This window comes from Clostridium sp. MSTE9 (assembly GCF_000277625.1).
Classification (GTDB): Bacteria; Bacillota; Clostridia; order Oscillospirales; family Acutalibacteraceae; genus Faecalispora; species Faecalispora jeddahensis.
Genome location: NZ_AKFU01000011.1, coordinates 112,666 through 132,470, shown reverse-complemented (window position 1 = coordinate 132,470; position 19,805 = coordinate 112,666). Strand labels below are relative to the sequence as shown.

General features: G+C 52.7%; 21 protein-coding genes and 1 tRNA gene. 7 read left to right on the top strand and 15 right to left on the bottom strand.

Annotation, left to right across the window (positions count from 1 at the left end):
- Both HMPREF1141_RS17030 and gltS read left to right on the top strand, forming a co-directional pair.
- Positions 1–291 (top strand): transposase (locus HMPREF1141_RS17030; RefSeq protein WP_155863452.1); only part of this gene is annotated, 291 nt, incomplete at its 5' end.
- A gap of 666 nt (positions 292–957) precedes the next feature.
- Positions 958–2,151, top strand: a complete 1,194-nt coding sequence (gene gltS, locus HMPREF1141_RS02615) for a sodium/glutamate symporter (RefSeq protein WP_009060632.1) — start codon at positions 958–960, stop codon at positions 2,149–2,151.
- A 109-nt stretch (positions 2,152–2,260) separates the two neighbouring features.
- On the opposite strand, the gene HMPREF1141_RS02610 is transcribed toward gltS, so the two are convergent.
- Positions 2,261–3,166, bottom strand: coding sequence for a LysR family transcriptional regulator (locus HMPREF1141_RS02610; protein ID WP_009060721.1), 906 nt, complete (start codon positions 3,164–3,166; stop codon positions 2,261–2,263).
- A gap of 227 nt (positions 3,167–3,393) precedes the next feature.
- Between HMPREF1141_RS02610 and HMPREF1141_RS02605 the strand changes: the two genes are divergently transcribed.
- Both HMPREF1141_RS02605 and HMPREF1141_RS02600 read left to right on the top strand, forming a co-directional pair.
- Entirely contained in the window at positions 3,394–4,635 is a 1,242-nt protein-coding gene (locus tag HMPREF1141_RS02605; protein WP_009060743.1) for an NAD/NADP octopine/nopaline dehydrogenase family protein, read from the top strand.
- A gap of 37 nt (positions 4,636–4,672) precedes the next feature.
- Complete coding sequence (locus tag HMPREF1141_RS02600) at positions 4,673–5,995, top strand: MmgE/PrpD family protein (RefSeq protein ID WP_009060715.1); 1,323 nt, start codon at positions 4,673–4,675, stop codon at positions 5,993–5,995.
- 96 nt (positions 5,996–6,091) lie between these two features.
- Here the strand turns inward: HMPREF1141_RS02600 and HMPREF1141_RS02595 are convergent, their stop codons facing one another.
- From HMPREF1141_RS02595 to efp, 6 genes are all read right to left on the bottom strand, one after another.
- Complete coding sequence (locus HMPREF1141_RS02595) at positions 6,092–8,002, bottom strand: nucleoside-diphosphate sugar epimerase/dehydratase (protein ID WP_009060516.1); 1,911 nt, start codon at positions 8,000–8,002, stop codon at positions 6,092–6,094.
- Positions 8,003–8,224: 222 nt separating this feature from the next.
- Complete coding sequence (locus HMPREF1141_RS02590) at positions 8,225–8,836, bottom strand: ATP-binding cassette domain-containing protein (RefSeq protein WP_009060666.1); 612 nt, start codon at positions 8,834–8,836, stop codon at positions 8,225–8,227.
- Positions 8,833–9,594, bottom strand: coding sequence for an ABC transporter permease subunit (locus tag HMPREF1141_RS02585; RefSeq protein ID WP_009060523.1), 762 nt, complete (start codon positions 9,592–9,594; stop codon positions 8,833–8,835). Before HMPREF1141_RS02585 ends, HMPREF1141_RS02590 begins: the two co-directional genes overlap by 4 nt.
- A complete protein-coding gene (locus HMPREF1141_RS02580) occupies positions 9,591–10,637 on the bottom strand; it encodes an ABC transporter substrate-binding protein (protein ID WP_009060676.1) in 1,047 nt (348 codons plus the stop codon). Before HMPREF1141_RS02580 ends, HMPREF1141_RS02585 begins: the two co-directional genes overlap by 4 nt.
- A 168-nt stretch (positions 10,638–10,805) precedes the next feature.
- Positions 10,806–11,240: a CD1247 N-terminal domain-containing protein gene (locus HMPREF1141_RS02575; protein WP_009060609.1), complete on the bottom strand. Its 435-nt coding sequence runs from the start codon at positions 11,238–11,240 to the stop codon at positions 10,806–10,808.
- Positions 11,241–11,298: 58 nt separating this feature from the next.
- Positions 11,299–11,856, bottom strand: coding sequence for an elongation factor P (efp, locus tag HMPREF1141_RS02570; RefSeq protein WP_009060496.1), 558 nt, complete (start codon positions 11,854–11,856; stop codon positions 11,299–11,301).
- Between the two features lie 268 nt (positions 11,857–12,124).
- Between efp and HMPREF1141_RS02565 the strand changes: the two genes are divergently transcribed.
- On the top strand, positions 12,125–12,850 hold the full coding sequence (locus HMPREF1141_RS02565; RefSeq protein ID WP_009060688.1) for a PilZ domain-containing protein: 726 nt from the start codon (positions 12,125–12,127) through the stop codon (positions 12,848–12,850).
- Positions 12,851–12,952: 102 nt separating this feature from the next.
- Here HMPREF1141_RS02565 and pta read toward each other — a convergent pair whose 3' ends face one another.
- From pta to rpsU, 5 genes are all read right to left on the bottom strand, one after another.
- A complete protein-coding gene (pta, locus tag HMPREF1141_RS02560; RefSeq protein ID WP_009060589.1) occupies positions 12,953–13,924 on the bottom strand; it encodes a phosphate acetyltransferase in 972 nt (323 codons plus the stop codon).
- 243 nt (positions 13,925–14,167) lie between these two features.
- Positions 14,168–15,256 (bottom strand): aminopeptidase P family protein, encoded by a 1,089-nt coding sequence (locus HMPREF1141_RS02555; RefSeq protein WP_009060513.1) that lies wholly within the window; start codon positions 15,254–15,256, stop codon positions 14,168–14,170.
- A gap of 20 nt (positions 15,257–15,276) precedes the next feature.
- Positions 15,277–15,714: a type II 3-dehydroquinate dehydratase gene (gene aroQ / locus HMPREF1141_RS02550; protein WP_009060610.1), complete on the bottom strand. Its 438-nt coding sequence runs from the start codon at positions 15,712–15,714 to the stop codon at positions 15,277–15,279.
- Positions 15,711–16,241, bottom strand: a complete 531-nt coding sequence (locus HMPREF1141_RS02545) for a YqeG family HAD IIIA-type phosphatase (protein ID WP_009060698.1) — start codon at positions 16,239–16,241, stop codon at positions 15,711–15,713. The genes aroQ and HMPREF1141_RS02545 overlap by 4 nt, the downstream gene beginning before the upstream one ends.
- A 94-nt stretch (positions 16,242–16,335) precedes the next feature.
- The gene (gene rpsU / locus HMPREF1141_RS02540; protein WP_009060718.1) at positions 16,336–16,512 is read right to left on the bottom strand and encodes a 30S ribosomal protein S21; all 177 of its coding nucleotides are present in this window, start codon (positions 16,510–16,512) and stop codon (positions 16,336–16,338) included.
- A gap of 199 nt (positions 16,513–16,711) precedes the next feature.
- On the opposite strand from rpsU, the gene HMPREF1141_RS02535 reads away from it, so the two are divergent.
- A tRNA-Trp gene (locus tag HMPREF1141_RS02535) sits at positions 16,712–16,787 on the top strand.
- A 200-nt stretch (positions 16,788–16,987) separates the two neighbouring features.
- Here the strand turns inward: HMPREF1141_RS02535 and HMPREF1141_RS02530 are convergent.
- Entirely contained in the window at positions 16,988–17,308 is a 321-nt protein-coding gene (locus tag HMPREF1141_RS02530) for a multidrug efflux SMR transporter (protein WP_009060626.1), read from the bottom strand.
- Positions 17,309–17,581: 273 nt separating this feature from the next.
- Here HMPREF1141_RS02530 and HMPREF1141_RS02525 point away from each other — a divergent pair, with 273 nt between their 5' ends.
- Positions 17,582–18,625 carry an Ldh family oxidoreductase gene (locus HMPREF1141_RS02525; protein WP_009060585.1) on the top strand — a complete coding sequence of 348 codons (1,044 nt, stop codon included), beginning with the start codon at positions 17,582–17,584 and terminating at the stop codon, positions 18,623–18,625.
- A gap of 57 nt (positions 18,626–18,682) precedes the next feature.
- Here HMPREF1141_RS02525 and HMPREF1141_RS02520 read toward each other — a convergent pair whose 3' ends face one another.
- Both HMPREF1141_RS02520 and HMPREF1141_RS02515 read right to left on the bottom strand, forming a co-directional pair.
- A complete protein-coding gene (locus HMPREF1141_RS02520) occupies positions 18,683–18,904 on the bottom strand; it encodes a zinc ribbon domain-containing protein (protein ID WP_009060498.1) in 222 nt (73 codons plus the stop codon).
- Between the two features lie 187 nt (positions 18,905–19,091).
- Positions 19,092–19,805, bottom strand: a complete 714-nt coding sequence (locus HMPREF1141_RS02515) for an ABC transporter ATP-binding protein (protein ID WP_009060672.1) — start codon at positions 19,803–19,805, stop codon at positions 19,092–19,094.

The window sequence follows — 19,805 nt, the reverse complement described above, 5'->3', positions numbered from 1 at the left end:
AAATTTACTCAAAACCTGTGCCTGGATGCCGGGTATACCGGCTCAAAAGACAAGGTTGAAAAAAGAGGCTATATCGCGCATATCCGTCCCCGATCTGAGGAAAAACAGGAGCTCTTGCGGAATCCCGATTTTAAAGCCCGGCGCTGGGTAGTAGAGGTTACGCATTCGTTCTTCAACCGTTTCCGCAAATTGCTGGTTCGTTTTGAAAAGAAAGCTGCAAACTACCTTGGTCTTCTGCATTTTGCCTGTGCAATTATTGTCTGGCGTAAATTGATTCGAGTCCATATCTAATTTATGGATAGGCTCTAAATATTCCCTGTGTTTCAAAAATATTGCAGTTTTCCTTTCCAAAGCTTTACTCTGCTGGCTGATGTTCCCGCCAGCGCGATGGCTATATGGATTTTATTTTCTCTCTGGAAAGCAAAAAGGGAGAACTGACAGATACTCTTCCGAGGGATGGAATGTAAAGCATTATCGATCAAAAAGGTGGACAGCTTCGGCTGCCCGCCTTTTGATTATACCTTGCAAAGCGTTTTTTCTTCTTCTAAAAGAAAAACATCTACAAAACAGAAAAGCAATTCCTGTTTATAAAAACTCTATCGCAAAAAATCGACCTTATTTTCGATTGAAAATTTAAATCAATATAATCAAATTTATTCGTTTTACAAATCCATAAGCAGCAAATATAATGAACCTGAAATGAAAATCTAAATTATTTTTCATTATTTTTGTTATATTTGATCAATTCAACCTTCAGCAGATGTAAATGAGGTATCCGGAAAAATTGCATATCCTTTTTCATCCATAAAGGGTACGCTCCCTTACCCCTCGTTCCTGAGACAGGAAGTCACTCAGCCGTACGCGGATTTCGCACAAAGAATCGCATGCGTTTACATTACATACTGTGCGCCCCGACGGCTGAGTCTATCATAATTTTAATTGCAGGAGGTATGAATTATGTTCGAATTGAAGCTTGACATGTATCAAGCGGCAGGCATCGCGGCAATCATGTTTTGGATCGGTAGTTATCTGCAAAGGAAAATCGCTCCGCTACATAAATATTGTATTCCTGCTCCGCTCATCGGCGGTGTGGTCTTCGCGGCAATGAATACAATTTTAAGTGGAATGGGAGTCATGCGCCTCACATTTGATGGTACGCTGCAATCCTTTTTTATGGTTCTGTTTTTTACCACAGTAGGTTTTACCGCCAGCTTTGACATTCTAAAAAGAGGCGGTAAGCAAATCATCGTCGTCACGCTGTTATCCATTGCCATCATCGTCTGCCAGGATCTCATCGGCTACAGTATTGCGGGTGGGTTCGGGCTGGATTCCCGCCTTGGCCTGACCGCCGGTTCCATCTCGCTTCTGGGCGGCCCCGGAACAGCGGCTGCTTTTGGCAAAACCATGGAGGATATGGGAATCTCCGGAAGTACCACGCTGGGGTTGGCAGCAGCAACGTTCGGGCTTGTGATGGGTTCTTTGATGGGCGGTCCGATTGCCCACAGAAGAATCGCAAGGCACAATCTGCACTCTGAGGAAATAGCCACAGAAGCCACGGCGGAAAATGTAGAAATTCCGGAAGAGGACGGAGAATTTAAGACCACCTCCTCTAAGTTGGTATACGCCTGGATGCTGATGGCCATCGCCATGGGGCTTGGGACGATTATGTCCATTCTGCTGAGCAAAACAGGCATCACCTTCCCGGCCTATATTGGCGCCATGCTGGGCGCCGCCCTTATCCGCAATGTTCTCGACATGAGCGGAAAAGCATTCCCCGAGCCCGAAAATGATACCATCGCGAACATTTCTCTGTCTCTCTTCTTAACCATGGCTCTGATGGGATTAAAGCTATGGGAATTGGTTGATCTGGCACTGCCGATGCTTGTCATCCTTGTAGCACAAATGATCTTTATGTTCCTGTTTGCCTATTGGGTCATTTTCTACACCACCGGCCGGAATTATGAATCGACCCTGCTCATGGCCGGAATTGTCGGATACGGTATGGGGGGCACCTCCAACGCCATGGCAAACATGCAAACTATTACAAAGCAGTATGGCCCCGCAAAAACCGCATATTTTGTCATACCGCTTGGCGGAATGTTTTCCGATTTCTTCAACGCAATGATTATTACCGCGTTCCTGAATTTCTAAAACTGATACCAGTCAATATGCCTTTCAACTACATACCACAAATTTCTCCTCTTACGCAAAGGGAGGCTGATCTTACGATCAGCCTCCCTTTGCGTATTCGATTTCAAACTCATCTCTGCAAAAACCTGTCCTGAAAAACCCGATCCTGAATCAGCTGGATCAGGCTGTCCATGGGCGGGGTCACCCATTTGCTCTTGTGGTAAAACACCTGGCTCCAAAGCTGAACGGAGCAGTCCTCTGCAGGCAAAATCACCAGTTCCCCTTTTTGAACACTGCTCCTCACCACATATTCCGGCAGAAAGGAAATTCCCAGCTTCTGCTTTAACAGCGAAACAATGCTTACGCTGTTGTCTATCTCTAAAAACGGCGCGATATACAGATTCTTCTGCGCGGCCTCTTCCTCCAGGGCCCGGCGGTAAACCGCCTTTCGCTCCGGCAGGATCATCGGCTGCCGCACTACATCGGCCAGGCTGACCGGCCCGCGCCCTGCCAGGGGGTGCTCCGGATAAGTAACAAACACGATGTTGATCAGATGCGCGCAGGCCCGGATAAAATCCCTCTCCGTGGTCTTTTTGCCCAGAAAGAAAATCATGTCCAGCTCGTTGTGCTTGAGCATCTGAAGCAAATCATCCCCTGAGGTCATGCGCGTCTCGAGGATAATTTTGGGAAAGTCCCGGTGATATTGCGGAATCTGATCGCATAGCACCCAATTGAACAGCGATTCCAGAATTCCCAGCCGCAGCACACCGCCCATTTCTTTAGGCGGCTTGCCCAACAGCAGCGAACACTCGGCAATCTGCATCATCTGGGTGGCATACCCCATAAATTCCTGGCCGCTGGACGTCAGCGACACATGCTTGCCGATCCGGTCAAACAAAGGGACGCCGATTTCCGCTTCGAGCTGCTGAATCTGAATCGTGACAGTAGACTGAACATACCCCAGCTGCTCCGCTGCCTTTGTAAAGCTCTCACATTCCGCTACGCGTAAAAAGGTAGCCACATTTCTCAGTTCCATACTGACAACCCCATTAAAATTTAAAATAGATATCATTGAAACTATTCGTTTTACAAATCAAATTAGAATTGTTATAGTAGAGTTGCAAAGCGTTGTGGAATTATTTTATTTAAAATGATTATAACATACGCTCTAATATTTGTAAAAGGCATTTCCACAGAACCGTTTCCTCTTTCTGAGGATTCAAAAACAGATGCCTGTTCAAAAGGCAAAGGAGGACAATAACTATGGGAAAGATGGACTATTTAAAAGACCTGCCGGTCGCCGTTATCGGCGGCGGAGCGGTGGGAAAAACCTGTGCGGCCGACATCAAGCTGGCCGGACGCGAGGTGCGCCTGTACGACGCCATGCCCTTTGCGGAGACTTCTCTGCGCGGCCTGGAAAAAACCGGCATTCTGCTGGACGGCGTACAGCGTAACCGCGACGGTTTTGAGCGCTCCGGCCGCGCGTATCCGGACCTGGTGACCACCGATATCGCTTCCGCCGTCAAAGGTGCAGGACACATCGTGGTGGCCTGCGGATCCTGGGGCCACGAGCCCATGTTCCGCGCTCTGATCCCCCATCTGGAGGACGGTCAGGTCGTCAACATCTTCACCGACAATTTCGGTACCCTGCTGCTGCGCAGACTGATGCGGGAAACGGGCTGCACCAAGAAGGTCATCATCGGCGGCTGGTCCTCCGCGCCCTACGGCACCCGTATTGAGAGCGTCAACGGCTTCCAGTTCCCGCATGTGGGTGTAAAATACCGCGCCATCACCCTGCGGGGCGCTGCCCTGCCCACAAAGGATACCGACGCCTTTCTGGAAGCCTCTCAGTATCTGCCCTGCCTGGACGCCGTAACTCAGGGCGAGGGCCCTGCCAAGGCCAACACTGTCCTGGACGTCAACTTCGCCAATGTCAACCCTGTTATTCACGTTCCCGCCACCATTTTGGGCGTGTCCACCATGGAGAACTGGGGCGTCATTTTTTGCGGCCATGACAAGACAACATACTCGATGTACTCTCACGGTCTGTCCCCCTCCATCTGCGAGGTTCAATATCAGTTCTATAACGAGGAGCTCGCCCTGGCAGAGGCCATCGGCGTAGGCGCTCCTACATACAAGCACGAAATGTTCTTCTCCCGCCGCAGCGTGCTGACCCAGGAGTACATGGGACTGGATGAGAACGGCAACGACAACGTGGTCTTCCCGCTGGATCAGCCGTCGAATGAGGGCAACACCGGCCCCAACAGCATCAACCACCGCTATCTTACAGAAGATGTGCCGATCGGCTGCAAGATTTACCACGACCTGGGCGTGCAGTACGGCGTATCCACCCCCATTATCGACGCCATGATCACTCTGGCCGGCGCCATGCACAAGAAGAGCTTCTTCGAGACCAGCCGGTATACCCTGGCTTACCTCGGCATCGACAATATGCTGAAGCAGGAGCTGTTGGCCTATTTGAACGAAGGCGTCTACAACCGATAATCTTATAAATGTCTATCCATATGGAAGGAGAATAGAGATGCAGTTTCATACCGATTATCGGGTAGAAAACTACATTCTGAACACCAAATGGGAGGATTTGCCCAAAGAGATTCAGGATCGCGCGGTGGTCTGTGGGATCGACTTGACGACCGCCTTACTCTTGGGCAGCCACGGATGGCAGTTCGCCGCGGGGGAAAAGCTGGCGCAGTCGGTCTGCGGGGATGGAGAAATCCCCGTGGTAGGTTCGCAGCATACCTACAATCTTTTGGGGGCAGTCATCGCCATGTCCCACGCCTCCAATTCCTTTGACATCGACGACGGCCACAACATGATCAAGGGCCACCCCGGCACCTCTTTTGTGGCGGGCGTATTGGCGGCGGCGCTGGAGCAGGGGATCTCTTACCGGGAATACCTGACCGCCTTGGTGGTGGCTTATGAAGTGACGATCCGGTTCGCCCTGGCGGAGCAGGAGCATTACAAATATCTGCACAGCACCGGATGCTACGGCGCTTTCGGCACTGCCGCCGGCATGGGCCGATTGTGCGGGATGGACAAAGAAAAGCTGAACACGGCTCTTTCCATCGCGGATTTCCACGCGCCGGTCGTGCCCGTCATGCGGTCGGTGACCACTCCCTCCATGAACAAGGACGGCGTTCCTTTCGGCGCTTTGGTCGGGGCGATGGCCGTGCTCGAGACCCTATCGGGCAGCAGCGGTCGGGGGCATCTTCTGGAGGCAGAAGAGTATCAGCATCTGGCACAGACGCTGGGCAGCAGCTACGAGATCATGAACCTGTACTTTAAGCCCTACACCTGTTGCCGCTGGGCGCACCAGCCCATTGCCGCCGGATTGTCCCTGATGCGCAAATACGGCTTCGGGCCGGATCAGATCAAAGAAGCTGTCGTTTATACCTTTGATGCCACCGCCCGGCTGAGCCAGCAGATTCCCACCGAAACGGACGAAGCCCAGTATAACATCGCTTATCCTGTGGCTGCTGCCTTAGTCCATGGCGACTTGGGTTATCTTCAGGTCAGGGAAGAAGCGCTTCAGAACCCCGCGGTACTGGATATGATGAAGCGCCTGAAGTTTATCGTAGACCCCGTTCTGGAAGCGCAGTTCCCACAGAAGCGCCTGGCCCGGATCGAGGTTACTTTGAAGGACGGCACTCTGTTCCGCTCTGAAACCTTTTCCGCTCCCGGAGAAGCCACCGACCACGTAGACCTTGCGTGGATCACGGAAAAATTCCGGAGGATCACCTCTCCCATTCTGGAAACGGAAAAACAGGAAAAGCTGCTGGAGTTGCTCACCAGTAACCTGGAGATTCCGGTGCGCCGGATTGTGGATTTTATCAATCAGCAGTAATTCACCCACCGTTTTCTGAAACCCTGAAAACGGAAAGTCTGAATAAAACAGCATTATAAATGAAAAACGGCCCCGCTGAAAAAGCGGGGCCGTTCGTTATTCTTCTGTTTCCTCTTCTTCCTCTGCCTGTGCCAGGGCATCGCTCTTTTCCGCGTGGCCGCTGTACGTCGGCACCAAATGATGAATGATCTCCATCATCCTGACGTTGTTGATACCCGCGCAATGGCGCAGTGTATCGAGTTCGCTGAGGAAGGTCTCTTCGTTGAACGGAATCGGCGTGCCGATGTAGATCAGCTCGTGAGAGGTTTTGGCGCAGCCGCCCTCGCTGTCGAGCAACAGCTCTTCATACAGCTTCTCGCCGGGGCGTAGGCCCGTGTAGACGATCTTTATATCGACGTCCGGCTCATACCCGGAAAGACGGATCAGGTTGCGCGCCAGATCGGCGATCTTGACCGGCTGGCCCATGTCCAGCACAAAAATTTCGCCGCCCCTTGCCATACCGCCCGCCTGCAGCACCAAACGCGCCGCTTCGGGGATCGTCATGAAATAGCGGATGATATCCGGGTGGGTGACCGTCACCGGCCCGCCAGACGCAATCTGCTTTTTAAACAGCGGAATCACGCTGCCGTTGCTGCCCAACACGTTGCCGAAGCGCACCGCTACAAAATCCGTTTTGCTGTGACGGCTGAAATACTGGATAATCAGCTCGCAGATACGCTTTGTGGCGCCCATGACGTTCGTGGGGTTCACGGCCTTATCGGTGGAAATCAGCACCATGCGTTTTACGCCGTATTTGTCCGCGGCTTTCGCCACATTCAGCGTGCCGAACACATTGTTCTTTACCGCTTCGCCGGGGCTCAGCTCCATCAAAGGCACATGCTTATGCGCCGCCGCGTGGAACACGACATCAGGGCGGCAGACCTCAAATACGTGGTTGATGCGGCTGGCGTCGCGCACCGAACCGATTAGAACCTCCAGATTCAGGCGCTTAAAGCGCATGAGCAGTTCATTCTGCAGATCATAGGCATTATTTTCGTAAATATCAAAAATGATGATTTTCTTCGGATTAAACAGCGCGATCTGCCGGCACAGCTCAGAGCCGATCGAACCGCCGCCGCCCGTTACCAGTACGGTTTTATCCTTCAGGTAGCCGCAGATTTCGTCTACATCGAGCGTAATTTCGTCGCGGCCCAAAAGGTCGGTGATCTCCACATCGCGGATCGACTGCGTATCGACGCCGTTTTCCAGCACCTCGCTGTACTCCGGCACGGTTTTCAGCTGACAGCCGGTTTTGGAGCAAATCTGCAGAATTTCCTGCAAATCCTTTTTCTTGGAGGTGGGGATCGCCAGAAGAATCTGGTCTACATTATAGCGCACCGCAGCACGGGTGATGCTTTCACGGCCGCCCACTACCTTTACGCCATGGATACGGCTGCCGCGCTTAGCGCGATTGTCATCGATCGCGACAACGGGAATCCCGCTGGTTTCAGGCGCGCTTCTCATCTCTTTGATGATCATGGAGCCGGTCTCGCCCGCGCCGATGATCATCACCCGGTGGAACTCTTCTTTATCCTTGCGTCTGGACAGCTCGTTCTTTTTTCTGGCCCGGCGCATCAGACGGAAGCTGAAGCGCGAAAAGCCCACAAACAGCAGCATGAGGATGCCGCCCATCACATACACGGTAAACGGAAAACGCTCGGGGTTAAAGACCGTATACCCCAGCACCAGCAGCAACACGCTGGCAAAGCCCGTCCCAAAACAGATCTGGATCAGCTCGTCCAGGCTGGCGAACTGCCACATGGTGTTATAAAATCTGGAAAGTGCAAATATCGCCAGACAAATGATCGTCGCCCACGGCATAAAGCGCTGGAAAGCATCGACGTAATTAGAGGGAACCTTGTTATCCAGCCGCAGAATAAAGGCGATCCAATAGCTGGCGTAAATACACACGATGTCCAGCAAAATCTGCGGCAGCGTGTAAAACATACTAACCCTTTTATTCTTCATGTAAACTACTCCCGAAAGCCATTGTGAAATATTAACTTATAGAGTATATCACAACTGCACAACAAAAGAAATACGAAAATCGTTAATTTTGATAGGACGGAACGTCGAATCGACACTCAATCCCACATAATACCGCTCAAAATGAAATTTGCATTTCTTCTCCAGGCCTTGAAAGAACTAAAATCACTGCATTTCATTTTATTATTCCGAAATCGAACCATATTATTGCACCTTGCGTTCCAGGCAGGAAACAACGTGAAGCGGCGGGCCCTCCAGAAAATAAATGCGGTCGGAAAGCTGCTCGGCTTCCTCGCGGTTGTGGGTGACAAGGATTTTCAGCGATTCGGGAAACGACTGCTGCAAAAGCGCCGCCATTTCCTGTGCCGCCGCCTGGTCTAGTGCATGAAACGGCTCGTCGAGCAGAAATACGTCTCCACCGTAAGCGAGCGCCCGCGCAAAGGACACTCTCTGCCGCTGGCCGCCGGAAAGCTCCCGCGGATACTGCCCGGCATACGGCAGAAGCCCCACGCACGAAATCCACTCCCGCGCCGCTTGGGTGTGGTCCGGCGGGAGCACAAGCTCCACGTTTTCCTGCACGGTGGCCCAGGGCAACAGGCGGCTTTCCTGAAACACATACGAAATCCGTTTTTCGGAAAGGCCCGTAATCGTTCCGCCACTGGGCGTCAAGATCCCCGCAAGGCAGTTTAAAAGCGTTGTTTTGCCGCACCCGGAGGGGCCGAACAGGCAAACGGTTCCGGAATCGGGCAGCTCTAGAGAAAAATCCTGAAGTACGACGCGCTCCCCATACGCCTGATTCAGATGCTCGATCTTCAAGACCTTCCCTCCCCCCACGGTATCCGGCGGAAACAGGCCAGCAGCAGCCGCTCCAATACCACGCTCAGCACAATGACAACCGCCGTCCACGCGAACAGGTCGGCAGTATCCAGATAGATTTTCGCGCCGTAAATCCGGCCGCCGATGGAGTTCCTCGCGTTGGCCAGAACCTCTGCCGACACGCCCGCTTTCCACGCCAGGCCGATGCCGGTGGTAAAGGCCGCCGCAAGATACGGCGCCACCGTCGGCAAATAAATGTACCGTAGCGTTTTCCACCGGCCAAGGCGAAATACGCGTGCCATTTCCAACAGCTCGCGGTCGGCCGCCGCCACACCCTGACAGACATTGCCGAACACGATGGGCAGAACGATCAGCCCCGCGATAAACGCCGGGACTCTGACCGACTGCAGCCACACGAGCGCCAGAATAATAAAAGAGGCCACTGGGGTCGCCTTTACCGCGCTGAGCAGCGGATAAATGAGCTGATACAGAAAGCGAAACCGACAGCAAAGCGCCCCCAGCACGATGCCCAAAAGGGAGGCACACACGAACCCGGCCGCCACATTGTACAGAGATACCCCCGCAGAAATCCAAAAATCCGCTTGCCCCGACAGCTCAAAAACACGGGATAAAGTTTGGGCAGGAGATACCAGAAGGATCTCCTGTCCTACACTTTGATATAACAGCTGCCAAACCGCAAGCCAGAACGCCGCTACGCCAAGCACGCGCGCAGCACGGCTGATCGTACCCCGGCTCATCCGGCTGTGTTCAGGTAATAAAAGTCATCCTTCGGGAACGCGCCGCCGATGGATTTGGGATTATACTCGTAAAGCACTTTGAGGAAGTCCTCTGTCTTGACCCGCATGTCATCCCCGGCGATAAAAACGATATTGCAGTTCGGGATCGCTTTCTGCGCGACTGCCGCGGGCATGATATCGTATTTTTCAGACAGAGTGCCCGCCGGCTGCGGATTCTGATTGACATAATTCACAGACTGCTGGTATTCGGACAGGAAGCTGTCAAAAGCGCCCTGACTCTGCTTCACAAATTCACTGCGCACGACCAGCGCGCCCATGGTAAGAACGCTCGAGCCCTGATCGGCCTTCTGTACCGCGCGCTCCCATTCGTCAGTCAGGTCCAGCGCGGATTTCAGCTTTGCATCCTTGGTGGTCACCTGAGTTACAAAGGGCTCCGGCAGAACCGCTGTGGCGATTTTACCCGCCAGAAGCTGCGACGCAACCTCGCTGTGCTCGGTAAGGTACTCTACCTTTACATCGTCTTTCAGGCCGTTCGCCGTCAAGATATAATCCAGCGCGTATTCCGGCACGGCGCCCTGGCCGGAAGAATAGACGGTTTTGCCTTTCAGGTCCGCAATGCTTTTGATGCTCTCATCGCTGGTGACCAGATATAAAATTCCCAGCGTGTTGATTGCCGCAAGCTGCACCCCGCCCTTTGTTTTGTTGTAAAGGGTGGCCGCCAGATTGGTGGGAACAGCAGCCGCGTCCAGCTCGCCGGAAACAAGCTTGGCCACAACTTCATCAGGGCTGCCCGCCACAGTAAAGGTATACTCATTCGCGGCGGTCTTCTGGTCGTTATTCTCCATCACCTGGAGCATTCCAAGGCCGGTGGGTCCTTTCAGCACGCCGACGCGCATCTGCGTTTTTTCTGCGGCAGACGCGGTGCTGCTCTGCGGCGCTTCGACCGCGGAGGAAGAAGCGGCAGGCTGACCGGCGCACCCGGCAGACGCTGCCAGAAGCGCTGCGGACAGCACCAGACCCGCAATTTTTTTCGTGAGTTTCATAAAATCCCTCTTTCCATCTTTGGGTTCCGCGCGGCGCCGGCTCTTTACCGGGCCGAAGGTAAATCTTTTTGGGAACCCTACAGTAAATGCAGACTAACCGGATTTCCGCGAAAAAACCGGTGCACACGGCACCGGTTTCTCCAAAAAGCAGGAATTTCCCGCCGAATATCAGTGATGCTCACAGCCGCAGCTGCATCCTTCTTCGTCTTCATCCGCCAGGCTTTCGAGATCGAACTCCAGGTTTTCGCCGCAGTTCGGGCAGTCGATGTGGCCTTCGTTGATGATGTCCTCTGTCAGGCACAGCGTTTCATTACAAGCCGGGCAGGTTACCTCATAATAACAGTCATCGTCATCAGCATCATAATCCTCGTCGTCATCCTCGTCGCCGTAGAAATCATCCTCCAGCGTACCCAGATCCTCGTCAACAGCATCGAGCTGATCCGCCAGCTCTTCGTGATCTGCCTCGATATCCGCCAATGTCAGCGCAATATCATCCAGCAAATCAATAATCGCATTGATTACCTTAACCTCTTTCTTGTCCGTATCCAGCTCAAGCCCCTCGGTCAGGCCGCGGATGTAAGCTACTTTCTCTGTATTGGTCATAATGATGCCCCCTTTTCACATTAATATATCATAAACTTCTATTCAGAAAGATTATGCGTTACGCGCGCTCCATATATTCACCGGTTCTGGTATCGATGCGAATCATTTCACCCTCGTCGATAAACAGCGGCACACGAATGACGGCGCCGGTTTCCAGTGTAGCAGGCTTGGTGGCGTTGGTAGCGGTATCGCCCTTAAAGCCGGGGTCTGTCTCGGTAATCTGCAGCTCAACAAAGTTGGGCGGCTCTACCCCGAACACATTGCCCTTGTAAGACAGTACCTTACATTCCATATTTTCTTTTACAAAGCGGAAGTTATCACCCAAAACAGACTTATTGATCGGGATCTGCTCGTATGTTTCATTATCCATGAAATAATACAGATCGCCGTCGCTGTACAGGTACTGCATGTCCTTGCGCTCCACAAAGGCAGTGGGATATTTATCATTGGGGTTAAAGGTTCTTTCTGTCACAGCGCCGGTGATTACATTTCTGATCTTGGTACGGACAAACGCCGCGCCTTTTCCGGGCTTGACGTGCTGGAATTCTATAATGGACACAACGTTGCCGTCCATTTCAAAGGTCACGCCATTGCGAAAATCGCCTGCTGATATCATGGGTTTGATTCCTCCAAATTATTATTTACTACCCCATAGTTTATAATATTTTTTCCCGTTTTTCAAGCATTATCTGATAAAGTTTAGAAATCCCGCGGATTGTGGGAATTTTTGAAAATGAAATTTTAATGAAAATTTTCTTTTGGTTTTTTCAAATTAGATAGTGTGTTTTTATAGAACATGGTATAATATGTAAAAAACAGAATTAGAGGCATTCTGAAAATTGCCCGGCTTGCATTCCCATAAAATATGGGAAAGGAGAACTTTCATGAGATCATCCTATATCAACCCCGGTGATAAAGTGAGCATCAGTGTAAAAGTCAGCGACGGCCCCAGACGTTCTTACATGAGCTACATCGACACCCTTGTGGACGAACAGACTCTCCTGATCTATACCCCCATCTTCAAAGGGCAGGTGATTCGACTCTCCACATTCGAGGACTACGAATTTGTTTTTTACGCGCAGACCGGCCTGTACCGCACAGACGGCAAGGTTCTGGCCAATTTTGTGGAAAACAACGTGGCAATCGTAAAAATCCAGATCGGTCGTCTGGAATCGATTCAGCGCCGCGAATTTTACCGGGTAACTACTACCTTTGAATTTACATATACACGCCCCATGCTTGGAGCCGACGAGACGGGGGATCTGCCCCTCTACCCCGCAACGGGGGAAAACATCAGCGGGGGCGGAATGTGCTTTCTTTCCCCCACGCTGCTTTCAGAGGAAGAGCCGATTTACTGCACCCTGCCGATAAAAGACCAGATGATCACCATCGAGGCCATTGTGCTGCATACCGAATCGCCGGAGGATTCCAGAGAGCTGTACGGGATGTACGAATACCGGGCCCGGTTCTATTTTCGCGAAAAACGCGATCAGGAGGCCGTGATGCAGTATGTGTTCGCCAAGCAGCGCGAAATTCTGCTCCGGCGCAAAATGCAGTTTGAAGCCGTGGATTCCGACGACAAAAATCAGGGCACTCTCCGCCGGCGATAATGCCGGCACACTGTCTTACATAACAGCAACAACGAAGCCGCCGCACCGGAAGATCCGGTACGGCGGCTTTTTGCCGGGATACGATTCACCCTTTGACAGAAATTACTTCTGCGCGGCGGTGATGATCGCCATTTTATATACTTCCTCAGCGTTGCAGCCTCTGGAAAGATCGTTGATCGGAGCGTTCAGGCCCTGCAGCAGCGGGCCGTAAGCCTCAAAGCCGCCCAGGCGCTGGCCGATTTTGTAGCCGATGTTGCCGGCGTCCACGTCGGGGAAAATGAAGGTGTTGGCCTGACCTGCAACGGGGCTGCCCTTTGCCTTGGTCTTTGCAACCTCGGGGGAGAACGCGGCGTCAAACTGCAGCTCGCCGTCCACCGGGAAATCGGGGCTGAGCGCCTTTACCTTCGCAGTCGCGTTTTGCATCAGGGTGACAGAATCGCCCTTGCCGGAACCAAGGGAGCTGTAAGAGAGCAAAGCAACCTTCGGGTCGATGCCAAACATACGGGCGGTACGGGCGGTTTCGACCGTGATCTCAACCAGCTCATCCTCATTGGGAGCAATGTTGATCGCGCAGTCACCCATCGCGTATTTTTCCTCTTTGCCGTCTTTTTCTCTGTACATAATAAAGCAGCTGGAAACGATCTTGTTGCCGGGCTTTGTCTTAATCAGCTGCAAAGCGGGGCGAACCGTGTCCGCTGTGGAGTAGGTGGCGCCGCCGAGGAGGCAGTCCACATATCCGATCTTTACGAGCATGGTGCCGAAATAGTTGGACTTGGAAAGCGCGGCGCGGCATGCTTCGGCATCCATTTTGCCCTTTCTCAGCTCAACCATCTTGTCTACCATTTCGTCGAATTTCTCAAAATGGGTGGGGTCTACAATCTCGATCCCCTCAATGTCAAATCCGCCTTCTTTCGCGGCGGCCTGAATTTCCGCCGGATCGCCGAGCAGCACCGGCACAAGAATCCCCTGCTGATGAAGACGAACGGCCGCACTCAGGATCCTGGGTTCCGAACCCTCGGTAAACACAAGCCTTCTGTTCTTGCCCTTCAGCTGTGCAATCAGCTCTTCAAACATCTCACTTTTCCTCCGTTACTTACATATTACAGCCTATATCCGTAGACTTCTGCGTGTTTATTATACACCCCGCCCGTTGACAATATCAACACTCTTTTGACATTTTTGAGACGGAAAAGCAGATTATGACTGTTTTTTCACTGCTCTTCAATCCAAAAGGAACCCGGACATTTCTCTTCCGCTTTCGGCAGGGGAGAAATGTCCGGGTTCCGGATTCTGATGGGAGAATAGAATAACGTGTCCTCACAAAATCAGCAGAGATTTGTCGGAGGCAGTCAGATTTTCGCAGCCATCCTCCGTAATGGCGATCATATCTTCGATGCGCACACCGAATTTTCCGGGCAGGTAAATACCCGGCTCTGCGGTAACCACCATACCGGGGCGAAGCACCTCTTTGCAGTTGGGCGCGAAGTTCGGCCATTCGTGGATTTCGACACCGACCCCGTGTCCGGTGCTGTGGCCGAACGTGCCGGGATAATCCTGATCGATGATATCGCGCGCGGCGCGGTCGACCTCGCTGCACACCACACCGGGCGCCGCCTTCTCGATGGCGGCCATCTGGGCCGAAAGCACCGTGTGGTACACGCGCTCCTGCTCCTGAGACAGATGCCCCATGCCGACGGTGCGCGTCATATCGGAATGATACCCGTCCAATAACGCGCCGATGTCCATGGTGACCAAATCGCCCTTCTCGATTTTCTTTTCGGAGGGAACGCCGTGGCACAGCGAACCGTTTGCGCCGGAAACGACGATCAGATCAAACGCCACGCCCTGGGCTCCGCTGCGGCGCATGAAGAATTCGATCTCGAGCGCAACCTCGCGCTCTGTCAGGCCGGGGCGCAGCATTGTGAGAATATGTGAAAACGCTGCATCTGTAATCGCCTGCGAATCGCGGATCTTCTGGAGCTCCTGCGGTGTCTTGATCGCCCGCAGGCCGCGCAGCAAACGGTCGAGCGTGTTGTCCTCCACTGTCTTCACGCCCATGAAGCCAAACATTTCGCGGTAGGTTTTCGCATCCGCAAGGTTCAGCCCGACGTTTTCCACCAGAACCCGGTTGATGCCGTGGCGCTGCGCGATCTCGCAGAAGTTCTGCGAAAGGTTGTTCAACAGCACAACCTCGCAGGATTTCACCTGCCGTTCGGCTGCCTCAAAATACCGGAAATCCGTCAGAAAATAGGATTTCTCCGGCGTAATGAGCACCCAGCCGGCCGACGAAGGAAAGCCGGTGAGATACAGACGATTCTGCGGCGACGTCACCAGCGCGGCGTCCGCCTCCTGTTCCAGCACATGATCCCGCAGCACCTGCTGCAGCTCTTCCACAGCCGTTTTCATGAAATAAGTCTCCCTTCCGATTACATCAGGCTTTTCAGCGCCTGCAGCGCCAAAAAGTAGCTGTGCTTGCCAAAGCCGCAGATGACCCCGGCGCACACTTCCGACAAAACAGAATGAGCGCGGAACGGCTCTCTGGCAAACACATTTGACATGTGAGTTTCAATGAATGGAATCCGCAGGCAGGTGACCGCGTCCCGCAGTGCGTAGCTGTAATGAGCCAGCGCACCGGCGTTGAGCACGACGCCGTCGAACACGCCCTTGGCTCCATGGATTTTATCGATCAGCGCACCCTCCCAGTTGGACTGGAAAATTTCGCATTCAAAGCCCAGGCTCTCGGCGTATTCGTGAATCTGCATCTCGATGCTTTGGGAAGTCTCGTCGCCGTACACGCCCTTTTCACGGATTCCTATCATATTCAAGTTAGGCCCCAATAACACCAGTACCCTTTTTTTGCTCATGCTTTTCCACTCCTGTCCGTTTTTTCTCGCTCCGCCTGCCGCCGCTCCATTTTGCGGCGGATCGGCTCCTCCAGGCGTCTGCGCACCCGGAACGACACGCTGGTTTCCGGGTCGCTGGGCCGCAGCAGAATCGATTTGACCCCGGCCACGTTCGCGCCCATGACATCCGTAAAAACCTGGTCTCCCACCGCCACAGCCTGGCTGCGTGAAACCCCCAGAAAACGTGCCGCACGCCAGTAGGCAAACGGCAGCGGCTTCATCGCCACGCACAAAAAGGGAAGATCATATTTTTCCGCGAACGGTGCAACCCGATCTTTAAAATTATTGGATACAATAACAACCGCAAGCCCCGCCTGCCGCATGGCGTGGGCCCATTCCACGGTCCCCACAAGGGGAACCGGCGAACCGTGAGTTGCCAGCGTATTATCCACGTCCAGAATAATCGCGCTCGCACCCATCTCTCTGATCATCTCCGGCGTGATGTCGGTAACTCTGTCCACCGCCGCCGTAGGCAAGAACAACGACATACCGTCTCTCCTCTTTTCAAAACAAATCTGCCCCACAAACCCCAGAAATGGTTAAAAAAGCGGGCTGAATCAGCCCGCTTTTCATCCATTCAACTTACTTAAACTTGCGCTTACGTGCGGCTTCAGACTTCTTCTTCCGCTTTACCGAAGGCTTCTCGTAAGCTTCTCTCTTACGAACCTCGGCAATCACTCCGGCTCTGGCGCACTGCTTCTTAAAACGTCTCAGAGCGCTGTCCAAAGATTCATTGTCTTTGATTCTGATTTCAGCCATTTATTTTCCCTCCCCTCCGCCACCAGGCAGGGGTATTAGTTATCCCGTATAACATAAAAATAATTATACTGGCTGATGGGAAAGATGTCAAGTGCTAAGAAAGAATCTTTGCCGGGGAAAAAATGCAAAGGGATATTGACAGAACCCCTATAAAATGATACTATAATACCCGCACTAGTCGTTTTTTACAGCACGATACAGGGGTATAGCTCAGTTGGTAGAGCAGTGGTCTCCAAAACCACGTGCCGAGGGTTCAAGTCCTTCTGCCCCTGCCATATAACAAATAAAGGAAGAGCCGGTCAAATTGACCGGCTCTTCCTTTATTTGCAGGCAAACGGGATTTGCTTTTCTGACGCATGCATAAAAATCCGCAGAAAATCACGTGCTGAATCAAAAACGGCATCCGACGGTACAGAAAAGCCGTTTCCCCGCGTTTTTTCGCTGACAGGCGTTTGGAAAGCAAAGATGTGTCTGATCAATGAGAAGAAGTAAATTTTAAGCCGATGATTCCAACCAACAAAAGCGATGCAAAAATAATGCGCGGTACAGAAACCACCTCTTTAAAAACCAATATGCCGACGATCACAGCGCCCAGCGCACCGATTCCCGTCCAGATCGCATAAGCTGTGCCCAGCGGCAGAGCCTTCGTCGCCTGCGACAGCAAATAGAAGCTGGCAATCATTCCAACAATGGTTGCTGCGGAATACCCCGGCTTGCTGAAGCCATCTGAGAGCTTTAAAAACGTTGCCCATACAACCTCCAGCAGACCCGCAAAAACCAAATAAACCCATGACATGACGATTCCTCCCGACAAAATAAAATAAGCACCTATTGATTGCATCTTCAAAGGCCTAACGATGCAATCAATAAGTGCTTTTCTGATTTCTTACCCGGCGGCAAGTAATTCTGTTACATGATATCACACATGAACCGTAAAATCAAATTTATTTCCTTCTGTTTTCCGGTATTCGCATTTGATTATAGAAGTATTTGAAAATGGTAATTCGTCATACAGCTCCGTTCGTGATACAATAAAAACATCCCTGTACCATACAAAGGAGTCGATACAATGAAACAGGTAAAACCGGAGATTCTGGAAACTTTTTGTCTGGACATTCTGAAAAAGCACGGAGTAGAAGCACAATGCGCTCAAACGGTGGCTCGCTGCCTGGTGGACGCGGATTTGTGCGGTATCAGCACGCATGGCGTCAGCAGGCTGGCGATTTATCTGGAACGGCTGGATGCCGGGGTCGTTGAGAAAGAGAACCGGATCACGATCGAAAGAGAAAGCCCGGCCGCTCTGGTGGTAAACGCGGGCAACAGCCTGGGAATGCCCGCAGCCAGATTCACCATGGAAAAATGTATGGAAAAGGCCCGGGAAGCCGGCTGCTGCTTTGCAACCGTGAAAAATTCCAACCATTTTGGGGCCGCGGCCTATTACACCCGCCTTGCAGCCGAGCAGGGCATGGTCGGCATCTGTGCCGCGAACCTGACTTCTAAAATCGCCCCTTACGGCGCGTCAGAGCCTTATATGGGCACGAACCCGATCTCGATTGCCGTTCCCGGCGAAGAGGGCGCCGTTGTGCTGGACATGGCCCCCAGCGTCGTCGCCTTGGGCAAGCTGATTATGGCCCAGAAGCTCGGCAAGCCCATCCCGGAAGGCTGGGCGCTGGATCAGGACGGGCACCCCACCACCGACCCTGCCGAAGGCCGCAAGGGCTCCCTGCTCCCCATTGGCGGCCCGAAGGGAAGCGGTCTGGCCATCATGATCGATATTCTGTGCGGCGTACTCAGCGGCGGAAAGTTCGGCCCGCACCTGCACGACCTGTACGGCGACATGCAGAATCCGCAGGAGGTCGGCCACTTTATCGGCGCGATCGACATTACTCATTTTGTGGAGGTCGATACCTTTCGCAGCAGCGTCGCCCAGATGAGGCGGGAGATCAAATCGCTGCGCCCCGCCGAGGGAGTGAGCGAAATTTTCATGCCCGGCGAGGGAAGTGATAACCGCCGCAAGAAAAGCCTGGAGCAGGGAATCAGCCTGCCGGATGAAATCTTCGGTGAGCTGCTTGCCATTGGCAAGGCCTGCGGCGCGGTTTTCCCGGAGGAATAAAGACAAAGCCGGAGGAAACACGATACCGACTGCGCATTGCTGCTTTTTTGGCGTTGCTTACGGTTTTGGATGACCGCAGCGCGGGCAATACGGCGCATTCGCTTCATATTGCTTTCCACAATGCGGGCAAGTGACGTTCGCAATAGAATCCGGCCGGGAATCCGGATGCTTCCTTTGCTCCGCTGCCAAAATGCCGTCTCGTACGGCCGCCCGGATAACCAAATATAGGACAAAGCAGATGATTGCAACTGCAAAAAGCCAGAGAACAAATTCGCCCATAGAATATCCTCCTTCAAAACAATTTGGCATTTTTCGTACTGTAAACACCGGTTGATCTGGTATATAGTATAGCATACGCATCGGGAAACGCCAACGCGGTGCAAACCAGCAAAAAAGGCTTCGATTTCTTCAAAAGAAATCGAAGCCTTTTCCTAGTAAAAATCCATAAAAGATAAAACGCAGTGGTTTAACCGCCCAGATAAGCCTTGCGTACCTCTTCGTTGTCAGCCAGTTCAAGGGTATCGCCGGACATGACGATCTTCCCGGTTTCGAGCACGTATGCGCGGTCAGCGATTTCCAGCGCCTTTTTCGCGTTCTGCTCTACCAGCAGAACAGTCACGCCGGATTCGTTTACGTCGGAAATGATCTTGAAGATTTCACCGACCAGAAGCGGCGAAAGACCCATGGAGGGTTCGTCCAGCAGCAGCATCTTCGGCCGGCCCATCAGCGCGCGGCCGATGGCCAGCATCTGCTGCTCGCCGCCCGAAAGCGTACCGGCAGCCTGCTTGCGGCGCTCTTTTAAACGCGGCAGACGCTCGAACACCATATCGTAATCCTCCGAAATTCCGGAGGCGTCATTGCGGATGTATGCGCCCATCTGAAGGTTTTCCATCACCGTCATGCGGGAAAAGACCCGGCGGCCCTCCGGCACATGAGCCATGCCAAGCCCCAGGATTTTGTGCGGCTCCGTACTGAGCAGATCGTGGTCGCAAAAGCTGACGCTGCCGCTTTTGGTCTTGACCAGACCCGAAATCGCGTGCAGGGTCGTCGTCTTCCCCGCACCGTTCGCGCCGATGAGGGTAACGATCTCGCCCTGATTGACCTCAAAAGAAATTCCTTTAATTGCCCGGATCGAGCCATAGTTTACAACCAGATCCTGCACAGAAAGCATTGCTCCCAT

Excerpts from the sequence above, each read along its gene's own strand:
- HMPREF1141_RS02565 (WP_009060688.1), top strand. The coding sequence starts at position 12,125 with ATGAGATCATCCTATATCAACCCCGGTGATAAAGTGAGCATCAGTGTA.
- HMPREF1141_RS02580 (WP_009060676.1), bottom strand. The coding sequence starts at position 10,637 with ATGAAACTCACGAAAAAAATTGCGGGTCTGGTGCTGTCCGCAGCGCTT.
- HMPREF1141_RS02525 (WP_009060585.1), top strand. The coding sequence starts at position 17,582 with ATGAAACAGGTAAAACCGGAGATTCTGGAAACTTTTTGTCTGGACATT.
- pta (WP_009060589.1), bottom strand. The coding sequence starts at position 13,924 with ATGTTTGAAGAGCTGATTGCACAGCTGAAGGGCAAGAACAGAAGGCTT.
- HMPREF1141_RS02530 (WP_009060626.1), bottom strand. The coding sequence starts at position 17,308 with ATGTCATGGGTTTATTTGGTTTTTGCGGGTCTGCTGGAGGTTGTATGG.
- rpsU (WP_009060718.1), bottom strand. The coding sequence starts at position 16,512 with ATGGCTGAAATCAGAATCAAAGACAATGAATCTTTGGACAGCGCTCTG.
- HMPREF1141_RS02605 (WP_009060743.1), top strand. The coding sequence starts at position 3,394 with ATGGGAAAGATGGACTATTTAAAAGACCTGCCGGTCGCCGTTATCGGC.
- HMPREF1141_RS02555 (WP_009060513.1), bottom strand. The coding sequence starts at position 15,256 with ATGAAAACGGCTGTGGAAGAGCTGCAGCAGGTGCTGCGGGATCATGTG.
- efp (WP_009060496.1), bottom strand. The coding sequence starts at position 11,856 with ATGATATCAGCAGGCGATTTTCGCAATGGCGTGACCTTTGAAATGGAC.
- aroQ (WP_009060610.1), bottom strand. The coding sequence starts at position 15,714 with ATGAGCAAAAAAAGGGTACTGGTGTTATTGGGGCCTAACTTGAATATG.
- HMPREF1141_RS02600 (WP_009060715.1), top strand. The coding sequence starts at position 4,673 with ATGCAGTTTCATACCGATTATCGGGTAGAAAACTACATTCTGAACACC.
- HMPREF1141_RS02595 (WP_009060516.1), bottom strand. The coding sequence starts at position 8,002 with ATGAAGAATAAAAGGGTTAGTATGTTTTACACGCTGCCGCAGATTTTG.
- HMPREF1141_RS02610 (WP_009060721.1), bottom strand. The coding sequence starts at position 3,166 with ATGGAACTGAGAAATGTGGCTACCTTTTTACGCGTAGCGGAATGTGAG.
- HMPREF1141_RS02545 (WP_009060698.1), bottom strand. The coding sequence starts at position 16,241 with ATGTCGTTGTTCTTGCCTACGGCGGCGGTGGACAGAGTTACCGACATC.
- HMPREF1141_RS02520 (WP_009060498.1), bottom strand. The coding sequence starts at position 18,904 with ATGGGCGAATTTGTTCTCTGGCTTTTTGCAGTTGCAATCATCTGCTTT.
- gltS (WP_009060632.1), top strand. The coding sequence starts at position 958 with ATGTTCGAATTGAAGCTTGACATGTATCAAGCGGCAGGCATCGCGGCA.
- HMPREF1141_RS02585 (WP_009060523.1), bottom strand. The coding sequence starts at position 9,594 with ATGAGCCGGGGTACGATCAGCCGTGCTGCGCGCGTGCTTGGCGTAGCG.
- HMPREF1141_RS02575 (WP_009060609.1), bottom strand. The coding sequence starts at position 11,240 with ATGACCAATACAGAGAAAGTAGCTTACATCCGCGGCCTGACCGAGGGG.
- HMPREF1141_RS02515 (WP_009060672.1), bottom strand. The coding sequence starts at position 19,805 with ATGGGAGCAATGCTTTCTGTGCAGGATCTGGTTGTAAACTATGGCTCG.